This window comes from Candidatus Amarolinea dominans, assembly GCA_016719785.1.
Classification (GTDB): domain Bacteria; phylum Chloroflexota; class Anaerolineae; order SSC4; family Amarolineaceae; genus Amarolinea; species Amarolinea dominans.
In genome coordinates, this window is sequence record JADJYJ010000001.1 from 178,839 (window position 1) to 203,029 (window position 24,191).

11 protein-coding genes, 2 tRNA genes and 5 rRNA genes are annotated in these 24,191 nt (G+C 59.4%); 8 read left to right on the forward strand and 10 right to left on the reverse strand.

Annotation, left to right across the window (positions count from 1 at the left end):
* Positions 1–30: 30 nt before the first annotated feature.
* From IPM84_00810 to dnaX, 10 genes are all read right to left on the reverse strand, one after another.
* Positions 31–3,012, reverse strand: a 23S ribosomal RNA gene (locus IPM84_00810).
* A gap of 276 nt (positions 3,013–3,288) precedes the next feature.
* Positions 3,289–3,362, reverse strand: a tRNA-Ile gene (locus tag IPM84_00815).
* A gap of 129 nt (positions 3,363–3,491) precedes the next feature.
* Positions 3,492–4,985: ribosomal RNA gene (locus tag IPM84_00820) — 16S ribosomal RNA — on the reverse strand.
* Between the two features lie 109 nt (positions 4,986–5,094).
* Positions 5,095–5,211 (reverse strand): 5S ribosomal RNA (gene rrf / locus IPM84_00825).
* 118 nt (positions 5,212–5,329) lie between these two features.
* A 23S ribosomal RNA gene (locus IPM84_00830) occupies positions 5,330–8,311 on the reverse strand.
* Between the two features lie 276 nt (positions 8,312–8,587).
* Positions 8,588–8,661 (reverse strand) — tRNA-Ile (locus IPM84_00835).
* Between the two features lie 128 nt (positions 8,662–8,789).
* A 16S ribosomal RNA gene (locus tag IPM84_00840) occupies positions 8,790–10,284 on the reverse strand.
* Together the 16S, 23S and 5S rRNA genes with 2 tRNA genes alongside form the textbook arrangement of a ribosomal RNA operon.
* 783 nt (positions 10,285–11,067) lie before the next feature.
* Entirely contained in the window at positions 11,068–11,670 is a 603-nt protein-coding gene (gene recR, locus IPM84_00845) for a recombination protein RecR (protein ID MBK9091333.1), read from the reverse strand.
* 20 nt (positions 11,671–11,690) lie between these two features.
* On the reverse strand, positions 11,691–12,026 hold the full coding sequence (locus IPM84_00850) for a YbaB/EbfC family nucleoid-associated protein (GenBank protein ID MBK9091334.1): 336 nt from the start codon (positions 12,024–12,026) through the stop codon (positions 11,691–11,693).
* Between the two features lie 145 nt (positions 12,027–12,171).
* The gene (dnaX, locus tag IPM84_00855) at positions 12,172–13,971 is read right to left on the reverse strand and encodes a DNA polymerase III subunit gamma/tau (protein MBK9091335.1); all 1,800 of its coding nucleotides are present in this window, start codon (positions 13,969–13,971) and stop codon (positions 12,172–12,174) included.
* 284 nt (positions 13,972–14,255) lie between these two features.
* Here dnaX and rsmG point away from each other — a divergent pair, with 284 nt between their 5' ends.
* The 8 genes from rsmG (at position 14,256) to IPM84_00895 (ending at position 24,188) form a co-directional block, all read left to right on the forward strand.
* The gene (gene rsmG, locus IPM84_00860) at positions 14,256–15,011 is read left to right on the forward strand and encodes a 16S rRNA (guanine(527)-N(7))-methyltransferase RsmG (protein ID MBK9091336.1); all 756 of its coding nucleotides are present in this window, start codon (positions 14,256–14,258) and stop codon (positions 15,009–15,011) included.
* 102 nt (positions 15,012–15,113) lie between these two features.
* Positions 15,114–15,920: a TetR/AcrR family transcriptional regulator gene (locus tag IPM84_00865; protein MBK9091337.1), complete on the forward strand. Its 807-nt coding sequence runs from the start codon at positions 15,114–15,116 to the stop codon at positions 15,918–15,920.
* A gap of 43 nt (positions 15,921–15,963) precedes the next feature.
* Complete coding sequence (locus IPM84_00870) at positions 15,964–18,636, forward strand: phosphoenolpyruvate synthase (GenBank protein ID MBK9091338.1); 2,673 nt, start codon at positions 15,964–15,966, stop codon at positions 18,634–18,636.
* 262 nt (positions 18,637–18,898) lie between these two features.
* Positions 18,899–19,402, forward strand: a complete 504-nt coding sequence (locus tag IPM84_00875) for an HNH endonuclease (GenBank protein MBK9091339.1) — start codon at positions 18,899–18,901, stop codon at positions 19,400–19,402.
* Positions 19,403–19,554: 152 nt separating this feature from the next.
* A complete protein-coding gene (locus tag IPM84_00880; GenBank protein ID MBK9091340.1) occupies positions 19,555–20,976 on the forward strand; it encodes a PQQ-dependent sugar dehydrogenase in 1,422 nt (473 codons plus the stop codon).
* Positions 20,973–21,701: an SURF1 family protein gene (locus IPM84_00885; protein ID MBK9091341.1), complete on the forward strand. Its 729-nt coding sequence runs from the start codon at positions 20,973–20,975 to the stop codon at positions 21,699–21,701. The genes IPM84_00880 and IPM84_00885 overlap by 4 nt, the downstream gene beginning before the upstream one ends.
* A 37-nt stretch (positions 21,702–21,738) precedes the next feature.
* Positions 21,739–23,055, forward strand: a complete 1,317-nt coding sequence (gene hutI / locus IPM84_00890; protein MBK9091342.1) for an imidazolonepropionase — start codon at positions 21,739–21,741, stop codon at positions 23,053–23,055.
* Between the two features lie 152 nt (positions 23,056–23,207).
* Positions 23,208–24,188, forward strand: coding sequence for an ABC transporter ATP-binding protein (locus IPM84_00895; protein MBK9091343.1), 981 nt, complete (start codon positions 23,208–23,210; stop codon positions 24,186–24,188).
* The last annotated feature ends 3 nt before the right edge of the window (positions 24,189–24,191 follow it).

Consider the following 24,191-nt stretch of genomic DNA (forward strand, 5'->3'; position numbering starts at 1 on the left):
GTCTCGACGCTTAATGCCTGCCGCCTCACGTGGATTAAGTCCTCGTGCATTAGTACGGCTCGGCTCAACACCTCACAGTGCGTACACCTGCCGCCTATCTAACCGGTAGTCTCCCGGTGCACTTACCCTTTTACAGTGGGGGATCTCATCTTGAGGCGCGTTTCCCACTTAGATGCTTTCAGCGGTTATCGCTGCCAGACTTAGCTACCCAGCAATGCCTCTGGCGAGACAACTGGTACACCAGCGGTCTGTCCACCCCGGTCCTCTCGTACTAGGGGCAGCCCCTCTCAAATCCCCTTCGCCCACAGCGGATAGAGACCGACCTGTCTCACGACGGTCTGAACCCAGCTCGCGTACCGCTTTAACGGGCGAACAGCCCGACCCTTGGGACCTCCTTCAGCCCCAGGATGCGACGAGCCGACATCGAGGTGCCAAACCTCCTCGTCGATGTGAACTCTTGGAGGAGATCAGCCTGTTATCCCCGGGGTAGCTTTTGTCCGTTAAGCCACGGCCCTTCCACTCGGAACCGTAGGATCACTAAGCCCGACTTTCGTCTCTGCTCGACTTGTTTGTCTCGCAGTCAAGCTCCCTTATGCCTTTACACTCTACGGCTGGTTTCCATTCAGCCTGAGGGGAACCTTTGCGCGCCTCCGTTACTCTTTAGGAGGCGACCGCCCCAGTCAAACTGCCTACCAGACACTGTCCCCATGCCCGATCAGGGCCACAGGTTAGAGCCAAGACTCCATCAGGGTGGTATTTCAACGTCGACTCCACCGATCCTAGCGGACCAGCTTCTTAGCCTCCCACCTATCCTACACAGACAAAGCCCTAACTCAATGTCAAGCTACAGTAAAGCTCCACGGGGTCTTTTGTCCTGCTGCGGGTAAACGGCATCTTCACCGCTATTTCAACTTCGCCGGGTCCCTTGTTGAGACAGTGCTCTGCTCGTTACGCCTTTCGTGCGGGTCGGAACTTACCCGACAAGGAATTTCGCTACCTTAGGACCGTTATAGTTACGGCCGCCGTTCACCGGGGCTTCGGTTCAAAGCTCATCACCTCTCCCCTTAACCTTCCGGCACTGGGCAGGCGTCAGCCCCTATACGTCAGCTTTCGCTTTCGCAGAGACCTGTGTTTTTGTTAAACAGTCGGCAGAGCCATTTCGCTGCGACCACCAATCGCTCAGACAAGCTAGTCGCCCTCACAACCAGTGGCAGTCCTTTTCCCTAAGTTACGGACTTAATTTGCCTAATTCCTTAACAAGGGTTCTCCCGTTCGCCTTGGTATTCTCTACCCATCTACCTGTGTCGGTTTGCGGTACGGTCACGCATACCTCGCTAGAGGCTTTTCTCGGCAGCTCGGGCTCAGCCACTTCCGGCCCTCTCAGGCTCCGCCATCACCCCTCAAGCTCCAGGAACGGTTTTCCCTATCCCCTTCATCGCCCTACAGGCTTAGCACCAGAATCCAATAACTGGCTGGCCTACCCCCCTGCGTCACCCCTTCACTCAAACGGTATCACGTGGTACAGGAATATTAACCTGTTGTCCATCGGCTACGCCATCCGGCCTCGCCTTAGGCCCGACTAACCCGACGCGGATTGACCTTCCGTCGGAAACCTTAGATTTACGGCGAACACGGTTCTCACGTGTTTTTCGCTACTCATGCCAGCATTCTCTCTTCTGCACGCTCCAGGCGTCTTTCCAGTCACCCTTCTCTGCTGTGCAGAACGCTCCCCTACCACTCATATACCCGCAAGTATATGAATCCGCAGCTTCGGTGACGAGCTTTAGCCCCGTTAAATTTTCGGCGCAGGATCACTAGACCAGTGAGCTATTACGCACTCTTTCAAGGATGGCTGCTTCTAAGCCAACCTCCTGGCTGTCTGGGTAATCCCACATCCTTTCCCACTTAGCTCGTACTTCAGGACCTTAGCTGGCGATCTGGGCTGTTTCCCTTTTGACCACGAAACTCATCTCCCGTAGTCCGACTCCCAAGCTACAACTACCGGTATTTGAAGTTTGGTTTGGTTTGGTAAGCTATACGCCCCCTAGCCAATCCAGTGCCCTACCCCCGGTATTCAACACTTGAGGCTAGCCCTAAAGCTATTTCGGGGAGAACCAGCTATCTCCAAGTTCGTTTGGCATTTCACCCCTACTCACAGTTCATCTCATAATTTTGCAACATTAACGAGTTCGGGCCTCCACGAGGCGTTACCCCCGCTTCACCCTGACCATGAGTAGCTCACCTGGTTTCGGGTCTACTCCCAGCAACTTGTCGCCCTTTTCAGACTCGCTTTCGCTACGGCTCCGGCTGTATCTGCCTTAACCTCGCTACTGAAAGTAACTCGCTGGCTCATTCTCCAAGAGGCACGCCGTCAGACCTCCCCTTTCGGGTATTGTCCTCCGACTGCTTGTAAGCATACGGTTTCAGGTTCTATTTCACTCCGGTTAACCCGGTTCTTTTCACCTTTCCCTCACGGTACTTGTTCACTATCGGTCGCCATAAGTCTTTAGCCTTAGAGAGTGGTCTCCCTTGCTTCCCACAAGATTTCTCGTGTCCCGTGGTACTCAGGGTACTAGCAGGAGTTTCAGACCTTTCGTCTACAGGAGTCTCACCTTCTGCGCTCTGCCTTCCCAGTACAGTTCGACTAGACCTGAAATTTCTTACTCCTTCGTGTCTCTGCAACAACACGCCCTAGCCCTTCAACCCCCACGCTGCAACGGCTGCAGCCTTCTACACAACGTGGGTTTAGGCTCCTCCCCTTTCGCTCGCCACTACTCAGGGAATGTTCTCTTTTCCTCCGGGTACTTAGATGTTTCAGTTCCCCGGGTGCCCCCTGCTCACCCTATGTATTCAGATGACAGTGCCTGGGCATTCCCCCAGGCGGGTTTCCCCATTCGGATATCCCCGGCTCTCACGCTTGATGACAGCTCACCGAGGCTTTTCGCAGCCATCCACGTCCTTCTTCGGCTTCTGGCGCCTAGGCATCCACCGTATGCCCTTACTAACTTAATCCACGTGAGACGGCATTCATTAAACGTCTTCTATCCTCTTCCATCGCCTTCTTCGCTATCATGCCATCTACACTCACACAATTCAGTTGTTAATGTCCTCGGCCAGATCACTACCTTCCAGTAATAACCTCTCCGCCCAGCGTTGCACGCTAGCGGCTAAGCTCCTGCTCTCTCCGCACAAGCTCACCCGCTATCTCACAACCCATTCAAAAACCCGGCTTCCCAACCGGGCTCTCGCTTTATCTCTCGCTCTATCCTTCTTTCCCCCCACTCTCAGTGGGCCTTTCTGGACTCGAACCAGAGACCTTTCCCTTATCAGAGGAATGCTCTAACCAGCTGAGCTAAAGGCCCTCTCTCTCCCTCTCAATGTGCCTTAACCGCTAAAGAGTGATAGGAAAATTCAAAGATAGCTACAGCCCTAACCTCAGAGTAGGCTCCCAAAAACCGCTTCCGCAGCCCTCGGCACGCCTTTCTCCCTAGAAAGGAGGTGATCCAGCCGCACCTTCCGGTACAGCTACCTTGTTACGACTTCGTCCCAGTCACTAGTCCCACCCTCGGCGGCTGCCTCCTCGCGGTTAGCTCACCGACTTCAGGTGTTACCAGCTCCCATGACGTGACGGGCGGTGTGTACAAGGCCCGGAACGTATTCACCGCCGTATTGCTGACCGGCGATTACTAGCAACTCCGACTTCATGGAGGCGAGTTGCAGCCTCCAATCTGAACTGAGGCCGGCTTTGTGAGATTAGCTCTACCTCGCGGCTTTGCAACCCTCTGTACCGACCATTGTAGCGTGTGTGTAGCCCTGGATATAAAGGCCATGCTGACTTGACGTCATCCCCACCTTCCTCCGGCTTGATACCGGCAGTCTCGCCAGACACTTATAACTGGCAACAGGGGTTGCGCTCGTTGCGGGACTTAACCCAACACCTCACGGCACGAGCTGACGACAGCCATGCAGCACCTGTGGACGCTGCCCGAAGGCTCGTTCCCCTTTCGGTTCACTACTACGCCCATGTCAAACCCAGGTAAGGTTTTTCGCGTTGCATCGAATTAAACCACACGCTCCGCTGCTTGTGCGGGCCCCCCGTCAATTCCTTTGAGTTTTAGCCTTGCGACCGTACTCCCCAGGCGGTGAACTTATCGCGTTTGCTACGGCACCGACGGAATTCATACCGCCAACACCCAGTTCACATCGTTTACAGCGTGGACTACCGGGGTATCTAATCCCGTTCGCTACCCACGCTTTCGCGCCTCAGTGTCAGTTGCGAGCCAGGGCGCCGCTTTCGCCACTGGTATTCCTCCCGATATCTACGCATTCCACCACTACACCGGGAATTCTGCACCCCTCTCTCGCCCTCAAGCCAAGCAGTCTTGAACGTCTCCTCCCAGTTAAGCCAAGAGATTTTACATCCAACTTACTCAACCACCTACGCGCTCTTTACGCCCAGTAAATCCGGATAACGCTCGCCACCTACGTTTTACCGCGGCTGCTGGCACGTAGTTAGCCGTGACTTATTCCCAGGGTACCGTCCTTCCTCGTCCCCCGGAAAAGGAGTTTACAACCCGAAAGCCTTCGTCCTCCACGCGGCGTTGCTGGGTCAGCCTTTCGGCCATTGCCCAATATTCCTCACTGCTGCCTCCCGTAGGAGTTTGGCCCGTGTCTCAGTGCCAATGTGGCTGATCGTCCTCTCAGACCAGCTACCGATCATCGCCTTGGTAAGCCGTTACCTTGCCAACTAGCTAATCGGACGCAGGCCCCTCCTCAGCGCATTGCTGCTTTCCTTGTGGCCCTCTAACAACCACAAGCTCATGCGGTATTAGCTCAAGTTTCCCTGAGTTATCCCCCACTAAAGGATAGGTCACCTACGCGTTACTCACCCGTGCGCCACTGTCTACCTAAGCAGACCGTTCAACTTGCATGTGTTAAGCACGCCGCCAGCGTTCATCCTGAGCCAGGATCAAACTCTCCATTTAATCCTAACCTTTATCTTATCTATCAGATAGCTAAAACTGCAACACTATCTCCTCTTACCTTCCTATCACTCTTTAACTGTTAAGGTGCATACAAGATGAAATCAGGTTTTGTTGGCAGCGGCCTACTCTTGCACTCAGTCACCCGAGGACTACCATCGGCGCTGAAGGGCTTAACTGCCAGGTTCGAGATGGGACTGGGTGTACCCCCTCCGCTCTAGCCACCAACAAAACCTGTATTCAACTATCAATTTGCGACTTCTGCTGTTCGCACAGCAGCCGTCATCTCAACTCAATTGTGTGTGTGTAGCTTGTACGTCTCGACGCTTAATGCCTGCCGCCTCACGTGGATTAAGTCCTCGTGCATTAGTACGGCTCGGCTCAACACCTCACAGTGCGTACACCTGCCGCCTATCTAACCGGTAGTCTCCCGGTGCACTTACCCTTTTACAGTGGGGGATCTCATCTTGAGGCGCGTTTCCCACTTAGATGCTTTCAGCGGTTATCGCTGCCAGACTTAGCTACCCAGCAATGCCTCTGGCGAGACAACTGGTACACCAGCGGTCTGTCCACCCCGGTCCTCTCGTACTAGGGGCAGCCCCTCTCAAATCCCCTTCGCCCACAGCGGATAGAGACCGACCTGTCTCACGACGGTCTGAACCCAGCTCGCGTACCGCTTTAACCGGCGAACAGCCGGACCCTTGGGACCTACTTCAGCCCCAGGATGCGACGAGCCGACATCGAGGTGCCAAACCTCCTCGTCGATGTGAACTCTTGGAGGAGATCAGCCTGTTATCCCCGGGGTAGCTTTTGTCCGTTAAGCCACGGCCCTTCCACTCGGAACCGTAGGATCACTAAGCCCGACTTTCGTCTCTGCTCGACTTGTTTGTCTCGCAGTCAAGCTCCCTTATGCCTTTACACTCTACGGCTGGTTTCCATTCAGCCTGAGGGAACCTTTGGGCGCCTCCGTTACTCTTTAGGAGGCGACCGCCCCAGTCAAACTGCCTACCAGACACTGTCCCCATGCCCGATCAGGGCCACAGGTTAGAGCCAAGACTCCATCAGGGTGGTATTTCAACGTCGACTCCACCGATCCTAGCGGACCAGCTTCTTAGCCTCCCACCTATCCTACACAGACAAAGCCCTAACTCAATGTCAAGCTACAGTAAAGCTCCACGGGGTCTTTTTGTCCTGCTGCGGGTAAACGGCATCTTCACCGCTATTTCAACTTCGCCGGGTCCCTTGTTGAGACAGTGCTCTGCTCGTTACGCCTTTCGTGCGGGTCGGAACTTACCCGACAAGGAATTTCGCTACCTTAGGACCGTTATAGTTACGGCCGCCGTTCACCGGGGCTTCGGTTCAAAGCTCATCACCTCTCCCCTTAACCTTCCGGCACTGGGCAGGCGTCAGCCCCTATACGTCAGCTTTCGCTTTCGCAGAGACCTGTGTTTTTGTTAAACAGTCGGCAGAGCCATTTCGCTGCGACCACCAATCGCTCAGACAAGCTAGTCGCCCTCACAACCAGTGGCAGTCCTTTTCCCTAAGTTACGGACTTAATTTGCCTAATTCCTTAACAAGGGTTCTCCCGTTCACCTTAGTATTCTCTACTCATCTACCTGTGTCGGTTTGCGGTACGGTCACGCATACCTCGCTAGAGGCTTTTCTCGGCAGCCAGGCTCAGCCACTTCCGGCCCTCTCAGGCTCCGCCATCACCCCTCAAGCTCCAGGAACGGTTTTCCCTATCCCCTTCATCGCCCTACAGGCTTAGCACCAGAATCCAATAACTGGCTGGCCTACCCCCTGCGTCACCCCCTTCACTCAAACGGTATCACGTGGTACAGGAATATTAACCTGTTGTCCATCGGCTACGCCATCCGGCCTCGCCTTAGGCCCGACTAACCCGACGCGGATTGACCTTCCGTCGGAAACCTTAGATTTACGGCGAACACGGTTCTCACGTGTTTTTCGCTACTCATGCCAGCATTCTCTCTTCTGCACGCTCCAGGCGTCTTTCCAGTCACCCTTCTCTGCTGTGCAGAACGCTCCCCTACCACTCATATACCCGCAAGTATATGAATCCGCAGCTTCGGTGACGAGCTTTAGCCCCGTTAAATTTTCGGCGCAGGATCACTAGACCAGTGAGCTATTACGCACTCTTTCAAGGATGGCTGCTTCTAAGCCAACCTCCTGGCTGTCTGGGTAATCCCACATCCTTTCCCACTTAGCTCGTACTTCAGGACCTTAGCTGGCGATCTGGGCTGTTTCCCTTTTGACCACGAAACTCATCTCCCGTAGTCCGACTCCCAAGCTACAACTACCGGTATTTGAAGTTTGGTTTGGTTTGGTAAGCTATACGCCCCTAGCCAATCCAGTGCCCTACCCCGGTATTCAACACTTGAGGCTAGCCCTAAAGCTATTTCGGGGAGAACCAGCTATCTCCAAGTTCGTTTGGAATTTCACCCCTACTCACAGTTCATCTCATAATTTTGCAACATTAACGGGTTCGGGCCTCCACGAGGCGTTACCCCCCGCTTCACCCTGACCATGAGTAGCTCACCTGGTTTCGGGTCTACTCCCAGCAACTTGTCGCCCTTTTCAGACTCGCTTTCGCTACGGCTCCGGCTGTATCTGCCTTAACCTCGCTACTGAAAGTAACTCGCTGGCTCATTCTCCAAGAGGCACGCCGTCAGACCTCCCCTTTCGGGTATTGTCCTCCGACTGCTTGTAAGCATACGGTTTCAGGTTCTATTTCACTCCGGTTAACCCGGTTCTTTTCACCTTTCCCTCACGGTACTTGTTCACTATCGGTCGCCATAAGTCTTTAGCCTTAGAGAGTGGTCTCCCTTGCTTCCCACAAGATTTCTCGTGTCCCGTGGTACTCAGGGTACTAGCAGGAGTTTCAGACCTTTCGTCTACAGGAGTCTCACCTTCTGCGCTCTGCCTTCCCAGTACAGTTCGACTAGACCTGAAATTTCTTACTCCTTCGTGTCTCTGCAACAACACGCCCTAGCCCCTTCAACCCCCACGCTGCAACGGCTGCAGCCTTCTACACAACGTGGGTTTAGGCTCCTCCCCTTTCGCTCGCCACTACTCAGGGAATGTTCTCTTTTCCTCCGGGTACTTAGATGTTTCAGTTCCCCGGGTGCCCCCCTGCTCACCCTATGTATTCAGATGACAGTGCCTGGGCATTCCCCCAGGCGGGTTTCCCCATTCGGATATCCCCGGCTCTCACGCTTGATGACAGCTCACCGAGGCTTTTCGCAGCCATCCACGTCCTTCTTCGGCTTCTGGCGCCTAGGCATCCACCGTATGCCCTTACTAACTTAATCCACGTGAGACGGCATTCATTAAACGTCTTCTATCCTCTTCCATCGCCTTCTTCGCTATCATGCCATCTACACTCACACAATTCAGTTGTTAATGTCCTCGGCCAGATCACTACCTTCCAGTAATAACCTCTCCGCCCAGCGTTGCACGCTAGCGGCTAAGCTCCTGCTCTCTCCGCACAAGCTCACCCGCTATCTCACAACCCATTCAAAAACCCGGCTTCCCAACCGGGCTCTCGCTTTATCTCTCGCTCTATCCTTCTTTCCCCCCACTCTCAGTGGGCCTTTCTGGACTCGAACCAGAGACCTTTCCCTTATCAGAGGAATGCTCTAACCAGCTGAGCTAAAGGCCCTCTCTCTCCCTCTCAATGTGCCTTAACCGCTAAAGAGTGATAGGAAAATTCAAAGATAGCTACAGCCCTAACCTCAGAGTAGGCTCCCAAAACCGCTTCCGCAGCCCTCGGCACGCCTTTCTCCCTAGAAAGGAGGTGATCCAGCCGCACCTTCCGGTACAGCTACCTTGTTACGACTTCGTCCCAGTCACTAGTCCCACCCTCGGCGGCTGCCTCCTCGCGGTTAGCTCACCGACTTCAGGTGTTACCAGCTCCCATGACGTGACGGGCGGTGTGTACAAGGCCCGGGAACGTATTCACCGCCGTATTGCTGACCGGCGATTACTAGCAACTCCGACTTCATGGAGGCGAGTTGCAGCCTCCAATCTGAACTGAGGCCGGCTTTGTGAGATTAGCTCTACCTCGCGGCTTTGCAACCCTCTGTACCGACCATTGTAGCGTGTGTGTAGCCCTGGATATAAAGGCCATGCTGACTTGACGTCATCCCCACCTTCCTCCGGCTTGATACCGGCAGTCTCGCCAGACACTTATAACTGGCAACAGGGGTTGCGCTCGTTGCGGGACTTAACCCAACACCTCACGGCACGAGCTGACGACAGCCATGCAGCACCTGTGGACGCTGCCCGAAGGCTCGTTCCCCTTTCGGTTCACTACTACGCCCATGTCAAACCCAGGTAAGGTTTTTCGCGTTGCATCGAATTAAACCACACGCTCCGCTGCTTGTGCGGGCCCCCGTCAATTCCTTTGAGTTTTAGCCTTGCGACCGTACTCCCCAGGCGGTGAACTTATCGCGTTTGCTACGGCACCGACGGAATTCATACCGCCAACACCCAGTTCACATCGTTTACAGCGTGGACTACCGGGGTATCTAATCCCGTTCGCTACCCACGCTTTCGCGCCTCAGTGTCAGTTGCGAGCCAGGGCGCCGCTTTCGCCACTGGTATTCCTCCCGATATCTACGCATTCCACCACTACACCGGGAATTCTGCACCCCTCTCTCGCCCTCAAGCCAAGCAGTCTTGAACGTCTCCTCCCAGTTAAGCCAAGAGATTTTACATCCAACTTACTCAACCACCTACGCGCTCTTTACGCCCAGTAAATCCGGATAACGCTCGCCACCTACGTTTTACCGCGGCTGCTGGCACGTAGTTAGCCGTGACTTATTCCCAGGGTACCGTCCTTCCTCGTCCCCGGCAAAAGGAGTTTACAACCCGAAGGCCGTCATCCTCCACGCGGCGTTGCTGGGTCAGCCTTTCGGCCATTGCCCAATATTCCTCACTGCTGCCTCCCGTAGGAGTTTGGCCCGTGTCTCAGTGCCAATGTGGCTGATCGTCCTCTCAGACCAGCTACCGATCATCGCCTTGGTAAGCCGTTACCTTGCCAACTAGCTAATCGGACGCAGGCCCCTCCCTCAGCGCATTGCTGCTTTCCTTGTGGCCCTCTAACAACCACAAGCTCATGCGGTATTAGCTCAAGTTTCCCTGAGTTATCCCCCACTAAAGGATAGGTCACCTACGCGTTACTCACCCGTGCGCCACTGTCTACCTAAGCAGACCGTTCAACTTGCATGTGTTAAGCACGCCGCCAGCGTTCATCCTGAGCCAGGATCAAACTCTCCATTTAATCCTAACCTTTATCTTATCTATCAGATAGCTAAAACTGCAACACTATCTCCTCTTACCTTCCTATCACTCTTTAACTGTTAAGGTGCATACAAGGTCAGATAGCCGAAAAAACAGCAGGCCAGTTCATGTGCCTGCTTTCGATCTAACCTATAGGTTGCTGCCTACGCAACAACACGAGCTATTCTACTACACAACCAGTGCGTTAGCAAATCGCAGACAGGCTCCGATTGAGCCAACCGGTCTTCACCCAGGAAGTCGCCAGCTTTGTCTCACGATTTTTGATTGTGATGTAAAATTACGCTTCTCAAAGAACCGCCCGCCAGTATCTCTACTGTGCGAGCGCATTTGCAGTTGGGTATTGTATCAGGCGCACCACGTCCTGTCAAATCTGCTGCGCCTGTCCGGCCGAAACTCTTCACCACGCACCAGGGTATGTAGTCCTACAAGCCACGCCGAGTCTGCGTCCCGTGGGTGGCCCTGAAGGCGTGTCCTGTCAAATTCGCGAGCGACTTCGGTGATCCACTCTTGCACTTGCGAACCGATGAACTCACACACAGACGTGACTCACGCGCAACGCCTGGTACGGGGCATACCATGCACTTGTTGCTGAACCACTACCCCTTTGAAAGAACTTTCTCTCTCGGCTGCCCCAACAGGCAACGAGGGCCGAATTTACCACGCCCTCCCCGATGTGTCAAATCCAACGCACAAGCCGGACAAACTCGCTGGGGCATCTCTCCGGCCACGACGCTGACCCGCGTCGCGGCCCGGCGCCTGTCGCCTAGCGCATCTCGCTGCGCCCATCCAAGGCGCTCGCCAGTGTCACCGCGTCCGCATATTCCAAGTCCCCGCCCACCGGCAAACCACGCGCCAGCCGTGTCATCCGCGTCCCCGCGATCTGCAACTGCCGCTGAATCCAAGCTGCCGTATTGTCGCCCTCCAGGCCAGGGTTGGTGGCCAGGATGATCTCCTGCACCGGGCGCCGCTGAATGCGCCGAATCAACTCCGCAATTTTCAGTTCCTCCGGCCCGATGCCGTCAATCGGCGAAATCACCCCATGCAGGACATGATAGACGCCCCGATAGCTCCCCGTCCGTTCGATCGCCAGGACATCGAGCGGCTCTTCGACCACACAGATGACAGAATGATCGCGACTCTCATTCGCGCAGATCGAGCACGGGCTGGTCTCGACTACGTTGAAACATTCCGCACACAACTGCGTGTGTGCTTTGAGATCCAGCAGCGCCTGGCCCAGCCCTTGTGTGATCTCATCCGGCGCGCGCAGCAAGAAGAAAGCCAGGCGGGAAGCCGTTTTCGGCCCGATGCCAGGCAAGCGTGCAAAGGCATCAATGAGGCGCGCAACGGGTGGTGCGAGTGGTTCCATAGTCGTAATCCGCCGTAATCCTAGAAAAGACCAGGCAGGCTCAAACCGCCAGTGAGCGCCGCCATCCGTTTGGATGCCAACGCCTGCGACTGCGCCAACGCCTCGTTGACAGCCGCTACCAGCAGGTCCTGCAGCATCTCGACATCCCCTGGGTCAACCGCCTCAGGCTTGAGCGTGATAGAGGTAATCCGCTGATCCCCGGTGGCAACCACCGTGACCGCCTCTCCGCCCACGGAAACCGTGACCGTTTCCGACTTGAGCGCCTCTTGCGTCTTACCCATCTCTTCCTGCAGCTTCTGGATTTGCGACATCATGTTGCCGCCCCCGCCCGCGCCGCCGCCAGGACCGCCCCGCATGGGTGGCTGTGGCACAAACCCGCGATGTTTACCTTTTGACATGACCGATCTTCATTCCTTTCTATTTCTTCCTGTCTCTTTCTGTCTCTTTCTGTCTCTTCCTGTCTCTTCCTATTTCAATGCTATTTCACATCGAAACGTTGGGTTAGTCCGCTGGCAGTTCGCGCACCACGGCGCCCAGTTCTCTGGCATGCGCCAGGACCGAATCGTCCGCCGGTTGACTGCCAACCGCCCGCGACGCCACCGCCTCAGGCTCGGCAGCCTGCACGCTGACAATCTCCGGTTGCACCACTGCCGGGGTTGTGCGCACCCGTGGCTGGTATTGATCCTCGGCTATCACGATGATACGATGAGGTCCGCCCAGGACCTCACTTAACACCGCTTCCAGCGTGGCCTTGTTCTCCGGCTCCAGGAGGCGACGTGCACTGTAAGGCGCGCCCTGCTTGTTGCCGTCAAAACCAATGATCACCTGGGACTGCTCGACCGCCAGGAAACGCACACCGCCTGTCAGAATGCCCAGCAACGTGCGGCGCCGATTCTGTAGCAATTCCTTGACGCGCGCCCAATTCTGACGCAGCACGGTGAGCTGATCAACATCGGCGGCGTCCTCAGGCGCGGGCGGGGCCTGCGTCGGTGTCGGCGCCATCGCGACTCCCGCCGCGGGCGCGGACGCCGGGGTCAGGGGCGCAGGTTTCTCAGCCACTGTTGGCTGGCCGGGCACAGAGACAGGCTGACTTTCTGCCAGGGCGTCGGTCGGCTTGTCGGCCACGGGAGCGACTGCGGGAGCGCTGCGGGCCAGGCCAGTGACCGGCGCGGCCTGCCTCTCGCTCACAACAGATGGCGCCTGACCAGCGCCGTCCAGTGCAGCGTCAACCACGGCCAGCTCCAGCGCCAACTGGGGGACGCCCTGCAAATTGCCGCGCAGATCAACGACGGCCTGGCTGAACAGGCGAATGGCACGCAAGAGCGCGGCCGGATCGAACCGCCGCGCCTGCTGGGCCATGTCGCGGATCGTCTCGGCCGGCAGATCAATCAGGGTCTCGTTGCCGCCCAGTTGAATGAGCAAAAGCGCACGCAAATAATCCACCGTCTGGCGCGCCAGCTCGCGCAGCTCGACGCCAGTGATTGACAGATCTCCGATGACATCGAGGCCAGCCGCGGGATCGTGCGCGGCCAGGGCGTTCACCAGGCGCGCAATGGCCGCACTCGGCACCGTGCCCAGCATCGCCTCCACCTGCTGAGCCGTGATCGTCTCACCGCCATAGGCCATCAGTTGATCCAACAGGCTGATCGCGTCGCGCATACAGCCCGTGGCGTGGCGCGCAATGGTATTCAGGGCATCCAGTTCGGCGCGGCGTTCCTCGGCCTGGCAAATCGCCTGCAGATGCTGCACCATCTCCCGCTGCGGGATACGCCGGAAATCGAAGCGCTGACAGCGCGAAATTACCGTGGCCGGCACCTTCTGCACGTCGGTGGTGGCCAGGATGAAAATGACGTGCGCCGGCGGCTCTTCCAGCGTCTTCAGCAGCGCGTTGAAGGATGAAGTCGAGAGCATATGTACTTCATCTATAATGTAAATTTTATAGCGCGCTTCGCCAGGGCGGAAGTTGACCCGATCAATGACGGTCTCACGCATGTTGTCAACGCCCGTGTGAGACGCCGCATCAATTTCGATGAGATCGAGCATGCGATCCTCGTTGATCGCGCGGCAGATGCGACACTGATTACAGGGGCGCTCAGCGGGCGCAGCCTCGCAATTGACCGCCTTGGCCAGAATACGCGCCATGCTGGTCTTACCGGTGCCCCGCGGGCCGGTGAAAAGATAGGCGTGCGCGATGCGATCATCGCGCAGGGCGTTGCGCAGTGTCTGCGTGATCGGCTCCTGGCCAATCAACTCGTCGAATGTCTGGGAACGCCACTTGCGATAGAGGGCCTGCGCTGCCATTGCCATCTCCTTACCAACGGTCCTGTAGGCTAGGGGCTTGTCAAAACACAACTGCCTGTTCTTGCCTGCATTTTGCTCAGAAAAAGCGAGAACTCATTCTTTGGCAAGCCCTAACCGGCCAGAAGTTTATCACTTTCAGGCTGGATTGGCAAGCGACTTACGCCGACCGCACGTCGCGATCACGACCGCTCCAGCCAGCAGCGCAGCCTGGGCGCCGGCTGACGTTGACAGGCTGGCGTGGCGACGTATAATAGACTTAGCTTGTGAACGACAAAGGTTGATATATGCAGCATTTTGCGGAACACGCCACCGAATTGGGTCTCACCTTGAGCAGCGAACAGTGCCTACGGTTCGAACAGTATGCCGCGGCGTTGGCGGAGTGGAATGAGCGATTCAATCTCACCACCATCACCGAGCCGGCGCAGGTGGAAACCCATCATTTTCTCGATTCTCTGAGCGCGTTGCCGGTGCTGGCTGCCGTTCAGAGCCTGAAACTACCCGCGCTCCTGACTTCGACACCCACAGCAATTGATGTCGGTACTGGGGCAGGGCTGCCAGGATTGGCCCTCAAACTGGTGTGGCCCAGCCTGCAGTTGACGCTGCTGGAAGGCACGGGCAAGAAGGTCACCTTCCTTGAGCATATGATTCAACTCTACGGATTGAGCGGAGTCAGGGCGGTGCATGGTCGCGCCGAAGAGCTGGCCGGTCACGCGCCCTGGCGTGAAGGGTTCGACCTGGTGTTGGCGCGTGCCGTCGCGCCCCTGCCGATCTTACTCGAGTACCTGCTGCCCCTGGCGCGCGTCGGCGGTTGGATTCTCGCCTACAAGGGCGCCGTGCCGCAGGTTGATGCCGAGTTGGCCGCCAGCGGCGATGCCATCACCCAACTGGGCGGGCAACTGATCAGCGTGCAGGCGCTGCAGGTGCCGGGCCTGCACGAACGGCGCAGCCTGATCGTCATGCGCAAGGTCAAGCCTACTCCGCGCGCCTTTCCTCGCGCCAGCGGCGTCATCCGCAAGCGCCCGTTGGGCAGCAGCCAGTAGGCCCCACAGAACACCTCCGCCCAACCACCCCTTTTTCCTTGACAAATCGCCTGTGCTGATGTATCATTACTATGAACGGTCGTTCATAATAATAGGTGACTTATGGAAGAAGAACTCAGCAAAGGCGAACGCACGCGGGCAACCATCCTGGCTGTTGCCTACAACCTGTTCGTCACCACTGGCTATCACGGCACTTCGATGCGCCTGATTGCTGACGGCGCCGGGTTGGTCGTCGGCGGGGTGTACAACCATTTTCCCAGCAAGGAAGAGATTTTCAAGGCGGTGGTGCGCACCTATCACCCGTTCGTGACCATGATTCCCCAACTCAATGCGTCGTCCACCGGGCAGACGGCCGAGGAGATTCTGCGGGCGACGGCCCAACGTCTCATGGCTGAAATTGACCGGCAGCCGGGCCTGATCAACCTGATGTTCATCGAACTCGTGGAGTTCAACGGTCAGCATATCCCGGAACTGGTGGAACTTCTGCTGCCCAGTGTGTTCGGGTTCCTGGAGCGGTTGCAGGCCGCGCCCGGGCGTTTGCGCCCGTTCAGTCCGCCGGCCATTTTCCGCATCTTTCTGGGCAGCATCTTTGCCCATTACCTCACCGCTTCCCTCCTGAGCCGTTCGACACTCAACCAGGCCACCCCTGCCACGGGCGGCCTCGGCACCCTGGACGATGTCATGGACATGTTCTTTCACGGGATCATGGCCCCGCTGACGCCGGAACTTCCGCCCGCCCCGGTGCTTGACGATGTCGCCCGACCCGCTTCGTTCAGCCCGACGCCGCCGCCTGACGCGGCGCCTCAGCCACAGGACACACCGACCCCGCCATTGTCACCCGTAGAACCTACCGCCCCTGGCCCCACCTGGAAGGGCGGCCGGCGTGTATCCCCGCGGAGAAGTGTCTGAAATCAAGCAGGCGTTTTCTGTTTTGACGCCACGGAGCATAGGTATGAGCACAAAACCCACGGTGTTAGCGCTCGCTCAAGCTGACGCCTCGCTGGCGACGGCGGGCGGGAAAGGCGCCAATCTGACCCGCCTGGTGCGCGCCGGGTTGCCGGTGCCGCCAGGCTTCATTATTTCCACCGCAGCCTACCAGGCCTACGTTGGCAGCAACCACCTGGATGCCGTCATTACGGTGGCGTTGGCCGCGCTGCGCACCGATGACCCGGCCGCGCTGGCAGCCGCCTCGGAGACCATGCGCAGCCGCTTCGCGGCCGGGGTGATGCCCGCCAACCTGGCTGCGGAAATCAGCCAGGCCTACGCCAACCTGGGACGCCCGCCCGTCGCCGTGCGCTCATCTGCCACGGCCGAAGACCTGCCCGATATGTCCTTTGCGGGACAACAGGACACCTACCTGCACATCATCGGCGACGCGGCGCTGCTGACCGCGGTCATCAACTGCTGGAGCAGCCTGTGGACCGCACGCGCCATTGGCTATCGCGCCCGCAATGGCATTGACCAGGACAGCGTGGCCCTGGCCGTCGTCGTACAAGAGATGGTGCCCAGCGCAGCCTCTGGTGTCCTTTTCACAGCGAACCCCTTGAGCGGCAAACGCAACGAGCTCGTCATTGACGCCATCTTCGGCCTGGGCGAGGCCCTGGTCTCCGGCCTGGTCGAACCTGACCATTACGTGGTGGATGCGCAGGGCCGCATCGTCAGCAAGACCCTGGGCGCCAAAGCCCTGGCGATTCACGGTCAGGCCGGCGGCGGCACGATCACCGCGCCCAACGATGCCGGTCAGCGCCAGGCCCTACCCGACCCGGTGATTACGGAACTGGCCGGCCTCGGCCGCCGCGTGGCCGAGCTCTTCGGTACGCCGCAGGACATCGAATGGGGCTGGGCGGAAGGTCGCCTGGCGCTGCTGCAGGCACGGCCGATCACCTCACTCTTCCCCCTGCCAGCGCCGTTTCCGCCCGAACCGTTGCGCGCCTTCTTCTCGTTGGGCGCGGCGCAGGGAATGCTCGACCCGATTACGCCCCTGGGCCGGGACTTCTTCATGAATCTCGTGGTTTTCGCTTCTGGCCTGTTTGGCGCCCGCTGCACGCTGCAAACGCAGAAGGCCCTGGCCGAAGCGGGTGAACGTTTGTTCATCAACATCACCGGCGCGCTCAAGAATCAAACCACGCGTGGTTTGATCAACGGATTCCTCAGCGTCATTGAGCCGGGAACGCATGAATTGCTGGCTCCCCTGTTGAACGACGCGCGCCTGGCGCCTAACAGCCGCGGTTTTAGCCTGCGCGCGCTGTGGAACATGGTACGCTTCTTCGCTCCACTGGTGCGCACCGTGGCGGTCAATTTGTCACGGCCTGAGCATGGCCGAGCTGTCACCCAGCAGTCCATCGAGCGAATGCTGACTGGCATGGAAGCAGAGGCTCAGGCCGCCACCAGTCTGAGTGCGCGCGTGGCCCTGGTCGAAACGTTGCCGCGTCACCTTCTCACCACCTTTATGCCTTACATCATTCCGAGCGTGGCGTCCGGCATCATCCCACTACGCCTGCTCAACGTGCTCTCCCAGGATGTGCCCGACGGACCGCAATGGGTGCTAACCACCACCCGCGGCCTGCCGCACAACGTGACCACCGAGATGGACCTGGCGCTGTGGACCACGGCCCAGCAGATCAAGGCCGATGCCGCGGCGGCCGCGGCCTTCAAGCAAGCGGATGCCGTCGCCCTGGCCCGCGGCTATGAGGCCGGGCAGCTACCGCCGGTCGCCCAGACGGCGCTCAGCGCCTTCCTGCGCCGCTATGGCATGCGCGGCGTGGGCGAAATTGACATTGGCCGCCGGCGCTGGCGCGAAGACCCCACGCAAATCATGCAGGTGGTGCAGAGCTATCTCAACATCGAAGACCCTAACCAGGCGCCGGATGTCGTTTTCAAGCGCGGCGCGGTGACGGCTGAAGCAGCCATCGAACACCTGACGCACGCGATACGGCGGGGCAAACGCGGCTGGATCAAGGCGCGGCTGGCGCGTGCGGCCGCGCGGCGCATCCGTGCCCTGGCCGGTCTGCGCGAAACGCCCAAATTTTCGATCATTCGCGCCATGGGCATCTTGCGTCAGGTCTTATTGGACAGCGGCCGCGCCCTGGTCGCAGCCGGTATTTTGGAGCAGGCCGAGGATGTCTTTTTCTTGACCACAGCCGAGTTGCAGCAACTGGCATCGGGCGCGCGCGCCGCGTGGAAGCCGCTGGTGGCCGCACGTCGCGCCTCCTACGATCGCGAGAAGCAGCGCCGCCAGGTGCCGCGCCTCCTGCTGAGCGACGGCCAGGTCTTCTATGCGGGCCTGGGGGCAAGCAACGCGGATGGCGCCATCACCGGCAGCCCCGTCTCGCCCGGTGTGGTCGAAGGCGTGGTGCATGTCGTGCTTGACCCGCGCGGCGCGCAGTTGGCGCCAGGCGAAATCCTGGTCTGTCCTGGCACCGATCCGGCCTGGACCCCACTCTTTTTGGCGGCGGGCGGCCTGGTGATGGAGGTCGGTGGCCTGATGACGCACGGCTCGGTCGTCGCGCGCGAATACGGCATCCCGGCCGTGGTTGGCGTGCATGAAGCCACGACGCGCCTCAAAACCGGTCAGCGTATCCGCGTGGACGGCTCGGTCGGGCGGGTGACGGTGCTCACCCCCTGATTTTGACAAACGCTGCCAATTGAAGTAGGATATTGCCGTAACCCGAAAGAGTGTCTCAGGAGTGAGGTTCGAAGATGACGGTTTGTAGTCAATCACAGAAGGCCTGGTTTGACCTGCGACGGGAATTCCCGATCACGGGTGCGACCGCGCGCGGCTCTGCCTGGGTAGGAGGAGGAGAGTAGTTTTCTATTCTCAGCCATCTGCCGTCAGCGAGCCGCCAAACAGGCGGCTTTTTTATTGCCTGCGATCGGAGGTAAACAGTATGGTAGCTCAATCCATCTTGCTGCTGAATGCGTCGTATGAGCCACTGACCGTGGTGACGATGGCGCGCGCGGTCAAGCTCCTGCTGCGAGGTCGCGTGGAGGCGGTCAGCGCCGAGCATGTCACGGTGTCCAGCGCCGCGCAGACGCTGGCAGTGCCGCAGGTGCTGCGCCTGAAGATCTACGCGCGCGTCCCGCATCGCCGCACGCCGGCCTGGACGCGCAGCGGGGTGTTCGAGCGCGATGATTTCACCTGCGCTTACTGCGGTCGTCGCCATGCGGGCCGCGATCTCACGGTGGATCATCTCATCCCGGCGTCGCGGGGTGGAGCCTCCACCTGGGGCAATACGGTCGCGGCCTGCGCGCGCTGCAATCAGCGCAAGGCCAATCGCACGCCGCATGAGGCTGGCATGAAGCTGCTGATCGAGCCAAAGACCCCGCGCACCAGCTACCTGATCGCCAGCGGCGATGTGCCCGCGGCCTGGAAGATGTGGATTGAGCTGTGAGGTGTAGGGAGGTGGGACATCTATAGCACAACGTGCGACTTCGATTTGTTGGCATAACTCGCCAACGATGGTACCATAGGCCGTCAGCAGATAACCCAGGTCAACCAACACCGAAAGGAAAAATGCTCATGCCAACTATTCACCGTACCTTGATGATCCTCCTGCTCGCCTGTCTGCTTGCCAGCCTGCCGCCCGCCAGCGCCCTGGCTGCTGAACTTTCGCAAACAGGCAAAGCGCCGGCCGCGGACCAAACCGGGCCGGCTGTCACCATCGCCACCACGCTGATCGTCGGCAGCCTGGAACGCCCGGTCTATGTCACGGCTGCGCCGGCCGACCGCGCCCGCCTCTTCATCATCGAAAAGCGCGGGCGTATTCGCATCTACAAAAACGGCGGCCTGCTGCCCACCTCGTTCCTGGATGTCTCCGCCCTGGTGAGCTACGGCAATGAAGAAGGGCTGTTGAGCATGGCGTTTCATCCCAACTACGCCAGCAACGGCTACTTCTACATCTACTACGTCAATCTCTCCGGCAACCTGCAAATCGTCCGCTACAGCGTGTCCGCCAACCCTGATGTTGCCAATGCGGCCAGCGCCCTGACGATCATCACCATCGCCCATCCCACTAACTCCAACCACAACGGCGGCCAACTGCAGTTTGGGCCGGACGGCTATCTCTATCTCGGCACGGGCGACGGCGGCAGCGGCGGTGATCCGCCCAACAACGCGCAGAACACCGGCGTCCTCCTGGGCAAGATGCTGCGCCTGGATGTGGACGGCGGCACACCCTACGCCATCCCGCCCACCAATCCCTTTGTGGGGGCAGGCAATCCGCTGGATGAAATCTGGGATCTCGGCACGCGCAACCCCTGGCGCTTCAGCTTCGACCGCCTCACCCATGATCTCTGGATCGGCGATGTGGGGCAGGGCGACTGGGAAGAGGTGGACCTGGAACCGGCCGGCAGCGCGGGCGGCGTCAACTACGGCTGGCGCTGCATGGAAGGCAACGCGCAGTACAACTTCTCAGGCAACTGCAGTTCGCTGACCCTCACCCCGCCGGTGCATGTCTACAGCCACGGCAACGGCTGCTCCATTAGCGGCGGCTACCGCTTTCGCGGCTCGCCCAACAGCAGCTTCTTCGGCCAGTATTTCTTTGCCGATTACTGCGGGGGCAGCCAGGCGCGCAGCCTCACCTTCGGTGGCAGCACCTGGACCGCGGCCAACCACACCTTGACGCCTCCGGCCGGCCGCAGTATTGCCTTTCTCAGTTCCTTCGGTCAGGACGCCATCGGCGATCTGTACATCGTCACCGATTGCTCCAACTATGGCGGCACCTGCGGCAATGGCTCCGGCGCGGTCTACAAGCTGAGCCTGCGTCCCGTCTGCACTCCCGGCGCGTTCACCACCGATGTCAACGGCGATGGTCTGCAGGACGTCCTGGATGTGCAGCTCGTCGCGGCCGATTTCCAGCGCACCGATTTCGTGCCCGATCATGATCTGGACTGCAGCGGCGCGGTGGAGGTCGGTGATATTCAGGCCGTGGCCACGGTGTGGGGCAACCAGGGTTTGCAGCCATGATGCGGCGCGTCGTCAGCCGGCGCTGGCTGCCGCTAACGATCCTGGTCGCAGCTGCCGTCATCGGCCTGGGCAGCCTGGGTGTGTGGCAGGTGCGGCGCCTCAACGAGCGGCGGGCGCTCAACACCGACATCCAGGCGCGCCTGGCCGCGCCGGCCATCGAGTTGACAGGCGCGGTGGCGGATCCGGCGGCGCTCAACTATCGGCATGTGCGGGTGCAAGGCGCCTTCGACCCCGGTCCGGAGATCGTCCTGCGCAATCAAGCCCGGCAAGATGAGCCTGGTGTCCACCTGCTGACGCCGTTGCGTCTGGCCGGCAGCGACCAGGCCGTCTTGATTGATCGCGGCTGGATCCCCTACGATGCGCCTCGCAGTCAATACCCGGCCCCGGGCGAGGCCGTCATCATCGAAGGCATTGCACGCGCGACCCAGGCGCGGCAGGGCTGGTTGTCCCCGCTCGACCCGGCCCTGACGGCCGAGCTGACCCGTGTGGAAAGCTGGTATCGGGTAGACATTGCGCGCATCCAGGAACAGACGCCCTATCCGTTGCTGCCTATTTTTGTGCAGCAGACCCAGGGCTTTGCCGGCGGCGTGCTACCGGCCGCTGATGTGGAGATTGATCTGAGTGACGGGCCGCATCTCAGCTACGCCATTCAGTGGTTTGCCTTCGCCACAACCCTGCTGATTGGCTATGGATTCCTGATCCAGCACCAATCAGCGGACGCCTGAATAGCCCATGCTGCAGTCGTGAAAACGAGGTAACGCCATGCATGTCTCGCGTATCATCTATCACGCCCGCCAACTGCTGACCGTGGCGGCGCCGCCGGGCGGTGGGCCGCGACGCGGCGTCCAGATGGCCGACAGTGGCCTGATCGAGGATGGCGCGCTCGCCATCAAGGGCGAGGTCATTGTTGCGGTGGGCACGTCCGCGCAGATCATGGCCGCCTACACCGCGGATGACATGCTGGATGCCAGCGATTGCATCGTGCTGCCGGGCTTTGTAGACCCGCACACGCATGTGGTGTGGGCCGGCGACCGCGCAGCGGAGTTCGATCTGCGCATTGCCGGCGCCAGTTACATGCAGATCATGCAAGCCGGCGGCGGCATTGTCAGCACGGTCAAGGCCACGCGCGCCGCCTCCATCGAAGAACTGGTGGCACAGACCGCACGCCGCCTGGACCGCATGTTGGCGCATGGCACCACCACGGCCGAGGCCAAGACCGGCTATGGCCTCAACCTGGACGATGAAATCAAGATGCTGGACGCCATTCGCATCCTGGATGAGGATCACGCCATTGACCTGGTGCCCACGTTCCTGGGCGCGCACGCGGTGCCGCCGGAGTTCAGCGGCCGCACCGACGCCTATGTGGATTTCCTGGTTGCCGAGGTGATCCCGGTCGTGGCCGATTTGCAGTACCAGGTGGTGCTGAACGCAGCCGACGGCGGGCCTGGCTACACCACCTATGTGCCTGCGGCGCGCTTTTGTGATGTCTTCTGCGAGCACGGCGTCTTCGACCTGGCGCAGAGTGAGCGCATCCTGACCGCCGCGGCTGAGGGGGGCATGGCGCTCAAGCTGCACGTGGATGAGTTCGCGCCCCTGGGCGGCACCCCGTTGGCCGTGCGTCTGGGCGCCACCTCGGTGGATCACCTGGTCAGCACTCCGCCCGATCACCTGGCCCTGCTTGCCCAGTCCAACACCATCGGCGTGGCGCTGCCTGGCACGCCATTCGGCCTGGGGCATCATGAATTTACGCCGGCGCGGCGCCTGCTCGACCTGGGCGGCGCGCTGGCCCTGGCGACCGATCTGAACCCCGGCACCTGCTGGTGCGAGTCCATGCAGTTCATCATTGCCCTGGCCTGCCGCTTTCTGCGCCTGACGCCCGCGGAGGCCATCTGCGCGGCCACCCTCAACGCCGCGCACGCCATCGGCCTGGGCGCGGTGGTGGGCAGCCTGGAGGTGGGCAAGCAGGCCGATATCCTGCTGCTCGACGCGCCCGACTTCCGCCATCTTGGCTATCGCTTCGGCACCAACCTGGTGCAGCAGGTCATCAAGAAGGGGCAAGTGGTGTGGAGGGAGGAGTGAGGCGTGTGGAGCACGAAGGCGAAGAAGCGAAGGCACGAAGACGCGAAGACGCGAAGGGAGGGCGCGAGGGGGCACGAAGGCGCAAGGGGGGGGCGCGCGAAGGCGTGAGGAGGCGCGAAGGCGCGAAGGCATGAGAATCGGAGATGAGAGACATGGCGCCAGTGATCGAGGTCAGCCAGGTGAACAAGGTTTTCGGAGAGCAGGTTGCGCTCCGGGATGTGAGTCTGCGGGTGGAACCCGGAGAAATTTTCGGCCTGCTCGGCCCCAGCGGCAGCGGCAAGACGACCCTCATCCGCCTGCTCAACGGCGTCTATTTTCCCACACAGGGCCGGGTAACGGTCTTTGGCAAAGAACCGGCCCGTTTTTCACGCCAGGATCGTGAACAGATCGGCTATATGCCGCAGATGTTTGTGCTCTACCCCAACCTGAGCGTGGCTGAAAACCTCAACTTCATCGCGTCGATCTATGGCCTGAGCTGGCGTGATCGGCGTCAGCGTCTGTCGCGCCTGCTGGAATTGGTCAACCTGACCGAGCATCAGCGCAGCCTGGCCGGCAACATCTCTGGCGGCATGAAACGGCGCCTGGAACTGGCCTGCGCGCTGCTGCATGAGCCGGCGCTCGTCTACATGGACGAACCAACGGCCGGTATTGACCCCATTCTGCGCGCGTCGTTGTGGAAGGAATTCCGCAGCCTGCGCGACGAGGAACGCATTGGCCCGCAGGGCGAATTATTGGGCAGGCGCACGCTTTTCGTCACCACCCAATATGTCAACGAGGCCGATAGTTGCGACAAGGTCGCGATTGTGGCCAAAGGCGAACTGGTGGCCCTGGGCACGCCGCAAGAACTGCGCGCCCAAGCCCTGGGCGGCGAAGCCATTGAAATCACAGCCGACCGGATGACCCGCCAGCACATGACCATCCTGCAGGATATACCCGGGGTGAAGGGAATCGAGCGCCTCAAATTCGATCAATTGCGCATTGCGGTGGATGACGCCCAGACACGCCTACCCCTGATCGTGCAGACGTTGTACGAGCAGGGACTCGACCTCGATAGTGTGGACATCGTAGAACTCAAATTCGATGAGGTTTTCGTCCGCTTGATCGAGCAGCACGAAAAAGAAAAGCAGGGGTAGGTG

Excerpts from the sequence above, each read along its gene's own strand:
- recR (MBK9091333.1), bottom strand. The coding sequence starts at position 11,670 with ATGGAACCACTCGCACCACCCGTTGCGCGCCTCATTGATGCCTTTGCA.
- IPM84_00850 (MBK9091334.1), bottom strand. The coding sequence starts at position 12,026 with ATGCGGGGCGGTCCTGGCGGCGGCGCGGGCGGGGGCGGCAACATGATG.
- dnaX (MBK9091335.1), bottom strand. The coding sequence starts at position 13,971 with ATGGCAGCGCAGGCCCTCTATCGCAAGTGGCGTTCCCAGACATTCGAC.
- rsmG (MBK9091336.1), top strand. The coding sequence starts at position 14,256 with ATGCAGCATTTTGCGGAACACGCCACCGAATTGGGTCTCACCTTGAGC.
- IPM84_00865 (MBK9091337.1), top strand. The coding sequence starts at position 15,114 with ATGGAAGAAGAACTCAGCAAAGGCGAACGCACGCGGGCAACCATCCTG.
- IPM84_00870 (MBK9091338.1), top strand. The coding sequence starts at position 15,964 with ATGAGCACAAAACCCACGGTGTTAGCGCTCGCTCAAGCTGACGCCTCG.
- IPM84_00875 (MBK9091339.1), top strand. The coding sequence starts at position 18,899 with ATGGTAGCTCAATCCATCTTGCTGCTGAATGCGTCGTATGAGCCACTG.
- IPM84_00880 (MBK9091340.1), top strand. The coding sequence starts at position 19,555 with ATGATCCTCCTGCTCGCCTGTCTGCTTGCCAGCCTGCCGCCCGCCAGC.
- IPM84_00885 (MBK9091341.1), top strand. The coding sequence starts at position 20,973 with ATGATGCGGCGCGTCGTCAGCCGGCGCTGGCTGCCGCTAACGATCCTG.
- hutI (MBK9091342.1), top strand. The coding sequence starts at position 21,739 with ATGCATGTCTCGCGTATCATCTATCACGCCCGCCAACTGCTGACCGTG.
- IPM84_00895 (MBK9091343.1), top strand. The coding sequence starts at position 23,208 with ATGGCGCCAGTGATCGAGGTCAGCCAGGTGAACAAGGTTTTCGGAGAG.